The sequence below is a fragment of the Streptomyces sp. NPDC014889 genome (assembly GCF_043081205.1).
Lineage (GTDB): Bacteria > Actinomycetota > Actinomycetes > Streptomycetales > Streptomycetaceae > Streptomyces.
In genome coordinates, this window is sequence record NZ_JBIBWH010000006.1 from 212475 (window position 1) to 224086 (window position 11612).

Here is an 11612-nt window from a genome sequence, read left to right on the forward strand (position 1 = left end):
GTCGCGCGGCATGGTGCGGGAACCTACGGTCGCCAGCATGAGCGCTGATCTTGACCGGACCCGGGCCGTATGGAGGCAGGCCGCGCAGATCGTCATCGGCCGCATCAAGGACGGCACCTACCCGCCCGGGAGCCGAGTGCCCTCCACGCTGGAGCTGGCAACCGAGCTGGGCGTCGCGGCGTCGACGAGCCAGAAGGCGCTCGCGTACCTGCGTCGAGAAGGGTGGCTTCGCGGCGAGACCGGGATCGGTACGTTCGTCGCCGACCGGCCACCCTCCGACGGCTGAGCCCAGGTAGCGGTCACAGGCCGACGTCGTGCAGGTACGGCCGCGCCTCCTCCGGAACCGGCTGCGGAGGCGGCGGCGGCTCCAACTGCGACTGCCGCATGTACCCCACCAACGACCGCGCCCACCCCGCCAAATACCTGATCGCGGAATCTTGCGCGGTGATCCTGGCCCGATCCCGCTCAGCCTCAGCCTCCATCTCGTCGATGCGCTGCCCCTGCCGAGTGATCTCCCGCTCCATACGGTCGGTCACCACGGTGAAGTCGTCGCGGCGCTGCTGCCCGCGCGGCTGGCGGCGGCCGACGATGGTCGTGGCGACGCCCCCGACTGCCGTGACCACGGCGACGGCCAGCGCGCTCAGCGCGGTCAGCATCTCAGTTCTCACGCGGTGACTCCGATCGTGCAGGAGGAGGCTCAGCCCAGCCGATCGCCACGAGGCACACGAACCCGAACGAGCCGAAGATCAGGGCGATGACCCAGCCCCTGGGGCTCTCGCCGAGCGGCCACCACGCCACCAGGTACGCCATCGCCCACGAGCTGGCGATCAGCCACACCGCGAGGTAGCCGGGCCAGTCCCGGCGAGGTGGCAGCCACGCGCAGACCAGGGCGACCGCGCCGGCAGCGATCCATGCCCAGCCCCACGCGTGTAGCGGCATGAGTTTGAGGAGGAGGGCCAGGCCGTGCCGGTCGCCGGTCGGCTGGACGACCTGCCCGGAGCCGTAGCCCGTGGCCATGACGCCCTTGAGGGTGAGGAGTGCACCACGGCGGCCCAGTCGGGTGCCGAGCCGCCGGGCCGCCGCGCGCATCAGACGCTCGGCGCCGTACTGGCGCTGTTCTTCGGGCCGATGAGGCGAGCCGCTATGCCCTTCACCAGGGTGACGGCCGCGGCGAGCCCGGCGGTACCGGCGCCCTGCCAGAACGAGACGCTGAGCATGTCGGCCGGACCGGCAGCGAGGGCGACCGCGCCGGCCGCGCCGAGGAACGTCCAGATGATCCGCTCGATGAGGTCGACCGCGTAGGTTCTGGCGGTCTTCACCACGGTCTGGGTGTCGGGGAGGTTGATCTGCGACATGGCTGTTCCTTTCACGGGGTGTCGGCCTGGCGGCAGGGGGTCAGTCGGCCAGGCGGGCGGCGATGAGATCGGCGACCCGCGAGGCGATGGCCTCGGCGAGGCCGGGCGTGGTCGCGACCTTCTTGGCGAGCGCGTCCAGGTCGACACCGCCGACGGCGAGCGCGTCGACCTTCTTCGTGAGCGCGTCGACCTTCGCCTCGACTTTCCGGCCGGTGAGCACCGCCGAGCCGAGCGCGTAGCCCGCGGTCCACTGCTTGTTCGTGGCGTAGTCCCCGTTGTTGTACGGGGGCGCGGCGGCCGGGATGACGTCGGCCTTCCAGACGTCGGCAGGCGTGGGCATGTCGTCCTCCTGGGGACTGGTCGTGCCGCCCTTGGCGGCGGGGGCGGGGTTCTTCCAAGCGGGGTCGGCGGTGACGATGCCGCCCGGGTATGCGGGGTAGCCGTAGCCGTACACGTAGGGGTCGCGGCGCAGCCGCTTCTTCAGGTAGACGCCATCACCCTCGGCCGAGCCGGAGCTGTTGGTGTTGCCCTCCACCGTGTAGATGTAGGTGGCGTCGTAGGCGTAGACGAGGCCGGTGTGGGAGCCGCCGCCAGGACCGAAGAACACCTGCGCGCCGATCGCCGGGTACTCGGAGAACCGCTTCTGCTGCTTCCACCAGGAGACGCCGAGCGCGCAGGACGCGGTGACCGGATACGAGCCCTTCGGCATACCGGCCTCCTGGAAGCACCAGGAGGCGAACGTCGCGCACCACGCCTGGTTCTGCGACCACTCCAGGCCGGGCACGGCGGGCGAGTACTTCTGCTTGTTGGTCCAGTGGCCACCCGAGTAGCCCTCGTGGTAGCCGACCTCTCCCTTGGCGATGCGTATGACGTCGCCCGCGGTGCCGCTCATTCGGCGTCCTCCAGGACCTGGTCGGGTTCGTCGGTGACGACGTCGCGTCCGGTGGTGGCGGGCAGGTCGGCGGCTGCGCCGGGGTCCCCGGCCGCGTCCGCGTACTGGTCTTCGGGCATGGGTGGTTCCTTTCAGAGAAGTCGGGCGTAGCGGGGTGCGCCGCCGATTGATCCGCCGCCGCCGTACCGGCCGCCGGTCGTAGCCCCGGACGTCCGCCGGGACTGGAACCGCACCTTCAACTGCGGAGCGGCACGGTACGGAGTGAGGTCAAGATCCAGCGCAGGGAACACGTAGCCGGCGGTGGCCGGCACGCTGCCGGACGCGGCCACCGTGTCGTCGAGGAGCACCTGCCAGGCGCCGCCTGTGTTCGTGGTGCCGACCGTGTCGCCGATCAACACCAGGCCCAGCGACAGCGTTGCCGTGCGCGGGGTGATGATCGTCTCCCACAAGGTGGTGAACGAGCCGCTGTCCTCGTAGACCAGGCCGCGCAGCGACGTCGCGTAGAACGGGACCTCGTCCTGCTCCCGCCCGGCCCGGCGCAAGGCCGCGAGCTGCTCCTCCACGACGGCCAGCCGCTGAAGGAAGTCCGGGGTCGTGGCTACCTTCGGCACGTCACACCGCCGCACAGGTCAAGCGGATACGTTCGGGACCGTTCACCGCGGTGTTCTCGATGCCCACGATCCGCAGCACGCCTTGCCGGCCGGACGGGCTCTTCGGTTCGGGGTCGATGACGAACAGGGCCTCGTCGCCCACGCTGTAGCTGCCGAACGCGGGGTCGGTGTCGGCGCTCACCTCGAAGGTGGGCTGCACCTGGGACTGGCTCTGTGCGTTGAGGTCGGCGTTCGTCATCGCCTGCACCTGCGCCTCGTCCAGGACGCCGTCGTAGGTGGCGACGCCCTCGAGGAGCGGCCACCCGGAGTCGATGAGGTCGGAGGCCCGCGACGTCTTGATGATCTTCGCCTCGCCGTTCCCGGCGCCGAGCCCGGACATCTCCGTCACCATCGAGGTGCCGTCCTCCGGCCAGTCGTAGTCCAGGATCGACCCGACCGGGCCGCCCTTGGAGAACACCAGCTCGGACTCGCGCGCGGTCCGGCCCCGCCGCGGGAACCACGTCCTGGCGCGCCGGTAGCGGCGCGGGGGCTGGTTGTTCGCCACCGGTGTCCACCCGACCTCGATCCCGAAGTCGAACCCGTCATCGGCCGACGCGAGCTCGCTGATCGACTGGTAGATCTCCGGCCGCTCGTACCCGAAGTAGGTGGCCACGCGGGGCACTCCGTGCGGGTCACTCGCCAAAGCGTTGATGTCCACGCCGATCGCCCCGCCCGGCTGGTCGTGCGCGTACCTGAGCAGCGACCACGCGACGTACTTCTGATCGGAGTACAGGCGCTGCCCGCCGGCGTCCACGTAGGCCGGGTTGATCAGCAGGCTCGTGTCCGTGCTGAGCGTCTTCTTCACGTACCGGCGCTGGTAGTACGACAGGAACTCGCTGGCCTGGATCGCCTTGCCGCCCTGGGTGTCCTGCCGTGTCCAGATGATGCCGCCCCACACCAGCACCCCGTCACGGTCCACGTACACGGCGGTCCGGGCGGGCGTGGTCGCCGCGTCCGGATCCAGCGGCAGCGTCTCGTCGGTGTACGGCACCGTGGCCCGGAGCGTGCCGACCCCGTTCAACTCGAAGCTGTACGAGACGTCGGCCAGCGGCAGTTCCGCGAGGAGCATGTCCGTGCGCAGGTCGCAGAACAGGTACGTGTACGTGTGCTCCGGCTGCGTGTCAGCGGCGGCGAACAGCTGCGCCGACAGCGCCATCAGATCGGCCGTCACTGGAACGCCGTCCAGCCAAACGGCTGCCCCGTGAACGCGGTGCTGCGGAACGCGCGGACGGAAAACCCGGTAGTCGACACGCCGCTGACCGCGTACATCAACGTCGTGGTACCACCCACAGACGGTGCACTGGCCTGCGGCGTGACGTGGACAACCGGCGTTGATGCGAACGGCTGCGGGAAGGTGACGTCCACCTGGACCCACGTCCCGGCGGTGCCCGACGTCCAGGTGACCGAGACCGTGCCCTGCTGGTAGTAGAGGCCCGGGTAGATGTCGCCAAGGGAGCCGTTGCTCTTCCCGTACTGGAAGCGGTCCCGGTCGGTGAGGTACTGCATCTGCCCCGGGTGCAGACGGTTCGGGGCGTTCGACGACGACACAGGGAGGATGCCGCCCGCGGCCACAGAGAACTGGCGGAGGTCGGTGATGTTCGCCGAGGACACGCTCGTCTGCGACGGCGAGACGGAGATGTCTGCGAGGATCTGCGCGTTGGGCGGCAGCGACCCGCGGACCGTCGCCCCGGCCGACGACGCGTACGGGCCTTGGATGACCTCCAGCCGGGCCTCGGACACCGTGCCCACATACTCGGCGTCGTAGACGCTCACGACGACGGTGTCCTTGCGGTACTGGCCGGCGCCACCTGCGGGCGCCACGGGCACGATCACGTCGGCGTCGTTGGCGACGATGTACGTTCCCTGCCCGCCCGTGTCGTGTTGGTCAATGAACGCGAACCCGCCGCTGACGATCACGGTCATGTTCGGGGTCGCCGCCGCGCGCACCCTGAGCTGCTGGTTCGTGTACGACGGCTTGACACCCTGCCGGATCCGCATCGGCGTCGCCTCGTCCACGGCGAACCCCGGGTAGGCGAGAAGCGCGGAAAGTGCCAGCCGGTCGGTACGGGCCGGGTAGCTACCGGCCTGCACCCACGCAGGCGGGTTGATGATGGCCACGTGTGGCCTCCTCTCTTACAGGCTGGTGTCGCGCCAAGTGACGGTCAGCAGGGACGACTGGTCAGGGATGCCAGGCAGGGCGTTGCCCCGGTAGGCGAGTTCGTTGTGGCCGGGCCGGAGCAGCGGCCAGGACGAGCCGCCGCGGACCCAGGAGCGGCGGGGGCTGGAGCCCATGAGCAGCACGGCCCTGGATCGGGTGTCGATCAGCAGGTACTCGCCGGCCTGGAGGGTGGCGTCGATGACGAGGCTGCCGCCGGTCGTCACCTGCTCGATCGCCGGGTTCGCGACCGGGCCGTCCAGGCGCAGTACCGGGTAGGCGGGGGAGCCGCCTGCGTTGTAGGCGGTGACCCGGCCGGACGTGCCCGCGCTGCCGTAGGCGCGGCCGGCCGTCGCCAGACGGTGTGACGGGGAGGCATTCGCGGTGCTCTCCCAGACGCACCCCGGCTGATCGCCGTCCACGTAGTCGTGCAGGACAGGCCCGGTCTCCGCCATCAAACCGTCAGCCAGCCACACCAGGCCGGTCGCGGTGGGCAGGGCGCCGACCCCGACACGGTCACAGGTCTCCCCAGCCTGGAGCGTGTAGGTGGCGGAGATCCGTTCCCATTGCCCGCTGGTGGGGGCGCTTACGGAGGCGGTGGCCAGGACGGTGGTGCCGCTCCGCCAGGTCAGCGACGCCTCGGAGAAGCCGCTCGTGGGGAGTTTCACCCAGCAGGATGCGGTGATCACGGTTCCGGCGCCGGTCTGCGGAGTGATGCTCCAGGTGGTGCCTGCCGTGGAGGTGCCCGTGCTGGTGTGCTGCACGCTGGAGTTGCCGTAGTAGCCCTCGCTGGCCAGGATGCGAGAGGCGGCCCCGTAGTTCTGCGTGTTGGACAGGCTCCCGGCCACGCTGGGGTTGAGTGCGAGGTTCCGGAGGAGTGAGGCGGTGCCTCCGTACGTGCGCGGGTACTCGCGGCCGGCCGCCGGACTGTAGGCGGTCGTCGACGCCGACTTCTCCTCGAGGGAGTACAGGTAGGAGTCAGCACAGTAGAACTCCAGCGCCGCGTCGCCGATCCGCCACAGGTACTCGGCGTCGTACGGGATCGACCTACGCCGGACCTTGCCGTAGACGAGGGCGCCCTGGTCCAGGAACTGGAGCGGCGCCGGCTGCATCTGCGGTTGCGTCGCGTTCCGCAGGGCCAGGCTCAGCTCCCGCAGCCCGTCCGGAGTCTCAGCGCGTAGCCCCAACTTCAGCGCGATGGTCCGCGCCGTCGTGTAGTCCGGGCCCGAGTAGTCACCGTGCTGCCCCGGCCGCGGGACATCCTCCGACCGTATCTCCGGCAGATCGTCCAGCCCCTCCAGCGCCGTCACCGTGTACGGGCTGCCCGGCCCGAACGTCAGGTCGCCCCACTGGATGCGGCCCAGCGCCTGCTGCACCATCAGCTCCTCCCCACCAGGCCGTGCCACGACAGGGCGCTCAAAATGCCGCCCGGCGTAGCGTCGCCGCCGCTCAAGTTCCACGTGTGGTAGGTGTCGCCGCCGCCCTGGCCGGCGGCGTACGCGGTCGCCAGCTGCGGCCCGGACGGAACAGCGAACTGCGGGGCGGCGGTGGCCACGTCGAGCGCAGCACCGGCCATACGCTGCGCCGCCTGCCGGACCTTGGTGGCCATGGACAGGAGGCCACCGCGCAGGCCCTCGCCGTCCATGACGCCGATCGCGTGGAACGCCCTCGATGGCGACTTCGTCTTGTGGACCTTCTTCACCGCGGCGAGCATCGCCCTGGCGATCTTCTTCATCTGCTTCTCGATCGCCTGCTCCTGCGACTTCAACCCAGCGACCAGCCCCTTCGCCGCGTTGATGCCCGCCAGATAAAGGGCGTCGCCGACCATGTTCCCGGTGGCCGACGCCGACTTCGCGAGCTGCGCCTGCAAATCGTTGATGTTCTTCAGCTCGGCCGGGGTCGCCTTCGCCAGCGCGGCCGCCGTCGCCGCACCGCCCTCAACACCCGCCTCGGCGATCTGCTGCAACAGGTCCGACCGGATGCCGGCCTTCTTCAACTTCTCCAGGTCGGCCTGGAACTGCTGCGTCTTCTTCAACGCCGTCTGCAACCCGACCGTGATCGCGGTCACCGAGTTGACGTCGCCGAAGCCCTTGGTGATGTCAGCGTCGGAAAGGATGTTCCCCTTGATGTCGGCCGCGAACTTCTTCCGCTCCGCCACCAGGTCGTCGAGCTTCTTCTGCGCGGCGGTCAACTTCTTCACCACCGCGTCGCGCGACTTGGCCAGAGCATTGAGCTTGGCCGTGTCCTTCGCGATCAGCTTCTGGAGGGCGACGCCCGCCTTCTGCACGCCCTTCGCGGTGGCGAGCTCCTTGTTGAGCGCAGCGCGCTGCCGATCGATGTCGGAGATCTGCTTGAGGATGCTGGACCTCTGCCTGCTGCCGCCAGCATGGTTCAACCGCTTGACGAGAGCAGCCCGCTGCTTCGCCAGACTGTTGAGCTTCGCCTGGTCCTTCGCGATGACCGAGGCCATGTTCGTGCCGTACGCCTTCTGCGCCAGACTGGCCAGCTTGGCGAGCGCCGACTGCATCTGCTTCGTGGTGCCGTCGATGCCCTTCATCAGGCCGCCTGCCGCCCACGACGCGAGATCCTTCGTGGTCTTCTGCAGGGTGGCGCGCAGGCTCGGGGTGGTGGCGGTGATGCCCCGGATCAGGCCCTGGATGAGCAGGCGGCCGGCGGGGGTGAGCAGGGTCGCGTCCTTCTTCTTCGGGCCCTTCCAGTCCGGGAGCGACGACGTGAGGCTGCCGAGCTTGGCCTGCACCGCGCCGATCTTCGACGCGATGCCGTCGATGAAGCCCTGGATCAACTGCTGCCCAGCGCCGACCAGGGTGCCGCCGAGATTGCCCACCGCCGTCTGCGCCCGCCCCGGCAAGCCCTGTATCCAGGCCACGGCCTCATCGATCTTGGCGCGGATCGCGACGGACATACGGTTACCCGCGTCCTGCACTTTCTGCTGTAGCTTGCCGGCCAGCCCGGAGATCGCGACCGCGGCCCGGTCCGGCAGGCCCCGGAACCACTTGACGGCGGTGTCGATGCCCTGGCCGATGCTCGCGCCGAAAGCCACGACCGTGCGGACGATGAAGTCTGAGACCTTGATGATCGTGGCCTTCGTGGTCTCCCAGGCCCCGGCGAAGTCGCCGGTCAGGAGCTGCGCCACGATCGTCAGGATGGGCACGACGATGTTCGTCAGGGTCGCGGCCAGGCCGGTTGCGAAGATCTCGGCGAGCTTGCCGATCAGCTGGATGATCGGCTGGAGTATCGGCATCAGCGCCGTCAGCAGCAGCGACGACAGTTGCGCGATCGCGGTGAGCAGCGGCGCGATCGCGACCAGCAGCTCACCCAGGCTCTGGCCCACGGTGATCAGGGCGGGCGCGCACGCGGTGAGGACCTGGCCGAGGATCTGGATCCCGAACACCAGCCGCTCGGCGAGGATCTGCACCAGCGGCGCGATGATCGATGGAAGCTGCTCCAGGATCGGGGCCAGGGCGGCCAGCAGGATCGTGGCCACCTCCTGCACCACGGGTGCCAGCTGAGCGAACACCTTCCCGACAGCGGCAAGGATCGGCGCCAGGGCGGGCAGCAGTGCCGCCGCGAGCTGGCCGATCACCGGCAGCAGCGGGGCCGCCGCGGTGACCATCTGGCCGATCGCACCGGCGGCGAGCAGCAGCACCGGCCCGAGGGCCTTGATGATCGGCTGCAACCCGGCGCCGAGCGCGGTCACCAGGACCCGGATCGGCGGGCCCAGGGCGGTGATAGCGGGGGCTATCGCCGTGAGCGCTGTAGCGAGCAGCGGGGCCACGGTGGACCCGATGGTCCCCATCGTCTTGAAAATCTCGCCCAAGGCGTTCTGCACGCCCGGACTGTTCGCGATCTTCGCGATGGCTGCGGTGACCTGCTCCAGCATGCCGAGCCCGCCACCCCCCGCGGGGATGGCGTTGAAGATCGCGCCGATGATGTGGATCACGTTCCCGGCGACCGCGCCGAGCTGCTTGATCACGTCGATGGCGCGTTCGATCGCCTTCTGCATCCCCCCGGACTTGAACGCCTTGGCCAGCTTGTCGCCGATACCGGCCGCGCCTCGGCCCGCCGCGGCCGTCAGCTTCTCGAAGCTGGGGCCGGCCGCCGCGCCTATCTGCCCCAGCGCCGTGACGATCACGCCCGGGATCCCGGACATGTTCTTCAGGCCCTTGGACGCCGAGCCCATGGCCTTGCCCAGGGTGCCGCTGCTGGCCAGATGCCGGGCCGCGCCCATCGCGCCCACGGCCATCTGGTTGAGCGCGCCCGCCGACGACAGGAGGTTCGTCCGCAGCACCGGCAGCACGCTCTTACCGGTGCGCTCCAGCTCCTTCCCGAGGCCCTTGAAGAACCGGTCTTGCACCGACTGCTGCATCTTGTGCAACGCGGGCTGAGCGTCCCGGATCGCCAGCGCGAACTTGCGGGCCTCCGGGCTGAGATCCTCCAGAGCGGCTTTGAACTCCTTGGCCTGCTCCGGGTCCATCGCCGCCGACAGGGCGTCGCCCATGCCCGAGGTGGCCATCTTGACCGCGCCCACCGCCAGGCCGATCTGGAACAGGCCGGTGACCGCGACCCCAGCCGCGGGCGCGATGTTCGCCACCGTCGACACCAGCCCGGCCGCCAACGGTGCGGCCGTACCGATCAGCGCGGCGATCTTCCCGAACTGCGCGGCCACCCCGCCGAGGCTGCCGGCCATGCCGCCGAGCTTGCCCAGCACGCCACGGAACCGGTGGAGACGGTCCTCGTGTGTGTCCACGTGCACGTCGACATCGACGTCCGTGTCATCGACCTGCCGTGCCGCCAGCCGCAGTTGCTCCAGCTGGAGCGCCGCCTGCCGTGTTGCGGCGCGGACGTTGACGTCGTGGTGGTCGTCGCCGAGCCGCTGGAGATGTGCCTCCAGGCCCTCCAGCTGGCGCAGCGCATCACCGACGGAGACGTCTACGCCGATGCGCTGCGAGTCCAGCTGCGCCAACTGGCGGTGGACCCGGGCCAGGTCCCGGTCCAGGGGTTCGGAGTCGCCGTCGATCTGCACCTGCGGCAGGTGCCGGAGCAGACTGTCGAGCTCCCGGTGAATGCCACCGCCGAGCGCCGACCCCATGCTGGAGCCCTGCCGCCGCGCGTCCGCGATCGACCCGGACAGCCCGTCGAGGTTGACCGCCAAGTGGCTGACCAGGTTCGGCAGGTTGATGTCCTCAGCCACAGGCGGTCACCTCCTCGTCATCTGCGGCGCATGCCGGCCAGTCCCAGCAGGGATGCGCCGGTGGCGGGTTCGGTGCTGCGTTGGCCGCCGGTCTGGTGGGCGGCCTGGTGCTGGTCGGCGAGCGACAGCAGCTGTAGGGGGGTCAGCTCCCAGAACTCGCGGGGTGAAATGTGGAGGGGACCGACGGCGAGGTAGTGGAATTCGGCCCAGGGGAAGGCGTCGTCGCGTCCAGTCCCGGCGTGACGGTCTCCACGGCCGCCGGGGCCTGGTCGTTTCCCCGGGACTCCAGGGCCTTGCCGAGGGCCGCGGTGAACGCCGTGGTGTACTCGCCGAGCCTGCCGGGGTCGAGGAGGTCTTCGAGGTTCTCGCCGTCGGTGCGGCGCCGGTACACGATGCTGGAGATGCTGCGCTTGCCGTTCGCGTCGACGTGTTCGCGGATCATCGGCTCGAATCCGCCCGGGCCGACCAGGCCGGCGCCGATGATCTGCGCGAGGGGGCCGAACGCTGCGCCCTGGCCGGTGGAGTCGATGGCGGTCTGGACGGCGCCCACGCTGCCGAACTTCGCTTCGAGGAGCGCGAGGGCGCGGAAGCTGTAGCGGAGGGGCGCTTCGGTGCCGTCGGTGAGGGTGATGCTGCCGCCCTCGGCGAGCAGGTCAAGGCCTGTGGTCATGGTGATGGGTCCCTTGGTGAGTGCCGGGTTTCGGCCTGCGGACGGGGGTGGTCCGGTCGGGCGCGCTGAGCGAGGACGCGCCCGACCGGCGATCAGGGGGCCTCGGTCAGGATCGGGACGGCGGTCTCGTTGATGTCGACGTCGATCCACTCGCCCGTGCTGATGAGCGGCACGCAGCGGGCCTCGTTCTCGATCGTGCGGTAGTCCTCCTCGGCCAGGCCGAGGCCGGGGAACGAGGACATGACGCACTTGAAGAGGCTGAAGTGGACGTCGCCGCCGACGAGGTCACCGCCGCTGGTGGGGGTCTTGCCGACGAGCTTGTACGGCAGCGGCTTCGCGCCCCGCTTCAGCGACCACGAGACCTTCTGCGCCGGGGTGGCACCCGACGTGGTGACGGTGGATTCGACGAGCGCGGCCAGCACGTCCAGCGACAGCTTGGCGTGCGGGTAGCTGACGCTGATGTTGGAGATCGCCGCGTCCGAGTCGAGGAGCCCGTTGTCGCCGCGGAGCTCCTTCACCTCCACGTCGCCGGAGATCTCCATGCTCTTGATGCCGGGCACGTCGATGCCGGTCCCGTACTCGGGCGTACCGCCCTCCGGGTCCGACAGCAGCGGGTAGATCTTGCAGTCCTCGACTGCGTACAGCTTGGTCACTCGGGAGAGAGGCATGATCGGGTTG

General features: G+C 69.8%; 14 protein-coding genes. 1 reads left to right on the plus strand and 13 read right to left on the minus strand.

All coding sequences use genetic code 11. The features are described 5' to 3' along the window. The first annotated feature begins 37 nt into the window (after positions 1 to 37). Positions 38 to 286, plus strand: a complete 249-nt coding sequence (locus ACF09J_RS13715; protein ID WP_392305597.1) for a GntR family transcriptional regulator — start codon at positions 38 to 40, stop codon at positions 284 to 286. 13 nt (positions 287 to 299) lie between these two features. On the opposite strand, the gene ACF09J_RS13720 is transcribed toward ACF09J_RS13715, so the two are convergent. From ACF09J_RS13720 to ACF09J_RS13780, 13 genes are all read right to left on the minus strand, one after another. Then, the gene (locus ACF09J_RS13720) at positions 300 to 668 is read right to left on the minus strand and encodes a hypothetical protein (protein WP_392305598.1); all 369 of its coding nucleotides are present in this window, start codon (positions 666 to 668) and stop codon (positions 300 to 302) included. Further along, positions 658 to 1089, minus strand: a complete 432-nt coding sequence (locus ACF09J_RS13725) for a hypothetical protein (protein ID WP_392305599.1) — start codon at positions 1087 to 1089, stop codon at positions 658 to 660. Before ACF09J_RS13725 ends, ACF09J_RS13720 begins: the two co-directional genes overlap by 11 nt. Continuing rightward, entirely contained in the window at positions 1089 to 1355 is a 267-nt protein-coding gene (locus ACF09J_RS13730; protein ID WP_392305600.1) for a hypothetical protein, read from the minus strand. Before ACF09J_RS13730 ends, ACF09J_RS13725 begins: the two co-directional genes overlap by 1 nt. Positions 1356 to 1395: 40 nt before the next feature. Next, entirely contained in the window at positions 1396 to 2247 is an 852-nt protein-coding gene (locus ACF09J_RS13735; protein ID WP_392305601.1) for a CHAP domain-containing protein, read from the minus strand. Continuing rightward, a complete protein-coding gene (locus ACF09J_RS13740) occupies positions 2244 to 2366 on the minus strand; it encodes a hypothetical protein (RefSeq protein WP_392305602.1) in 123 nt (40 codons plus the stop codon). The genes ACF09J_RS13735 and ACF09J_RS13740 overlap by 4 nt, the downstream gene beginning before the upstream one ends. A 12-nt stretch (positions 2367 to 2378) precedes the next feature. Continuing rightward, a complete protein-coding gene (locus ACF09J_RS13745; protein ID WP_392305603.1) occupies positions 2379 to 2858 on the minus strand; it encodes a hypothetical protein in 480 nt (159 codons plus the stop codon). Between the two features lies 1 nt (position 2859). Continuing rightward, positions 2860 to 4068: a hypothetical protein gene (locus ACF09J_RS13750; RefSeq protein ID WP_392305604.1), complete on the minus strand. Its 1209-nt coding sequence runs from the start codon at positions 4066 to 4068 to the stop codon at positions 2860 to 2862. Then, positions 4065 to 5015: a hypothetical protein gene (locus ACF09J_RS13755; protein WP_392305605.1), complete on the minus strand. Its 951-nt coding sequence runs from the start codon at positions 5013 to 5015 to the stop codon at positions 4065 to 4067. Before ACF09J_RS13755 ends, ACF09J_RS13750 begins: the two co-directional genes overlap by 4 nt. Positions 5016 to 5030: 15 nt before the next feature. Next, positions 5031 to 6431, minus strand: coding sequence for a phage distal tail protein (locus tag ACF09J_RS13760; RefSeq protein ID WP_392305606.1), 1401 nt, complete (start codon positions 6429 to 6431; stop codon positions 5031 to 5033). Continuing rightward, positions 6431 to 10225, minus strand: coding sequence for a hypothetical protein (locus ACF09J_RS13765; protein WP_392305607.1), 3795 nt, complete (start codon positions 10223 to 10225; stop codon positions 6431 to 6433). The genes ACF09J_RS13760 and ACF09J_RS13765 overlap by 1 nt, the downstream gene beginning before the upstream one ends. Before the next feature lie 56 nt (positions 10226 to 10281). Continuing rightward, entirely contained in the window at positions 10282 to 10434 is a 153-nt protein-coding gene (locus ACF09J_RS13770) for a hypothetical protein (RefSeq protein ID WP_362351012.1), read from the minus strand. Next, positions 10407 to 10934 (minus strand): hypothetical protein, encoded by a 528-nt coding sequence (locus ACF09J_RS13775; protein WP_392305608.1) that lies wholly within the window; start codon positions 10932 to 10934, stop codon positions 10407 to 10409. Before ACF09J_RS13775 ends, ACF09J_RS13770 begins: the two co-directional genes overlap by 28 nt. A 92-nt stretch (positions 10935 to 11026) precedes the next feature. Further along, positions 11027 to 11602, minus strand: coding sequence for a phage tail protein (locus ACF09J_RS13780; protein WP_392305609.1), 576 nt, complete (start codon positions 11600 to 11602; stop codon positions 11027 to 11029). Between the last annotated feature and the right edge of the window lie 10 nt (positions 11603 to 11612).

Coding starts and splice junctions, on each gene's coding strand:
- ACF09J_RS13715 (WP_392305597.1), top strand. CDS start 38: ATGAGCGCTGATCTTGACCGGACCCGGGCCGTATGGAGGCAGGCCGCG.
- ACF09J_RS13725 (WP_392305599.1), bottom strand. CDS start 1,089: ATGCGCGCGGCGGCCCGGCGGCTCGGCACCCGACTGGGCCGCCGTGGT.
- ACF09J_RS13730 (WP_392305600.1), bottom strand. CDS start 1,355: ATGTCGCAGATCAACCTCCCCGACACCCAGACCGTGGTGAAGACCGCC.
- ACF09J_RS13735 (WP_392305601.1), bottom strand. CDS start 2,247: ATGAGCGGCACCGCGGGCGACGTCATACGCATCGCCAAGGGAGAGGTC.
- ACF09J_RS13740 (WP_392305602.1), bottom strand. CDS start 2,366: ATGCCCGAAGACCAGTACGCGGACGCGGCCGGGGACCCCGGCGCAGCC.
- ACF09J_RS13760 (WP_392305606.1), bottom strand. CDS start 6,431: ATGGTGCAGCAGGCGCTGGGCCGCATCCAGTGGGGCGACCTGACGTTC.
- ACF09J_RS13775 (WP_392305608.1), bottom strand. CDS start 10,934: ATGACCACAGGCCTTGACCTGCTCGCCGAGGGCGGCAGCATCACCCTC.
- ACF09J_RS13780 (WP_392305609.1), bottom strand. CDS start 11,602: ATGCCTCTCTCCCGAGTGACCAAGCTGTACGCAGTCGAGGACTGCAAG.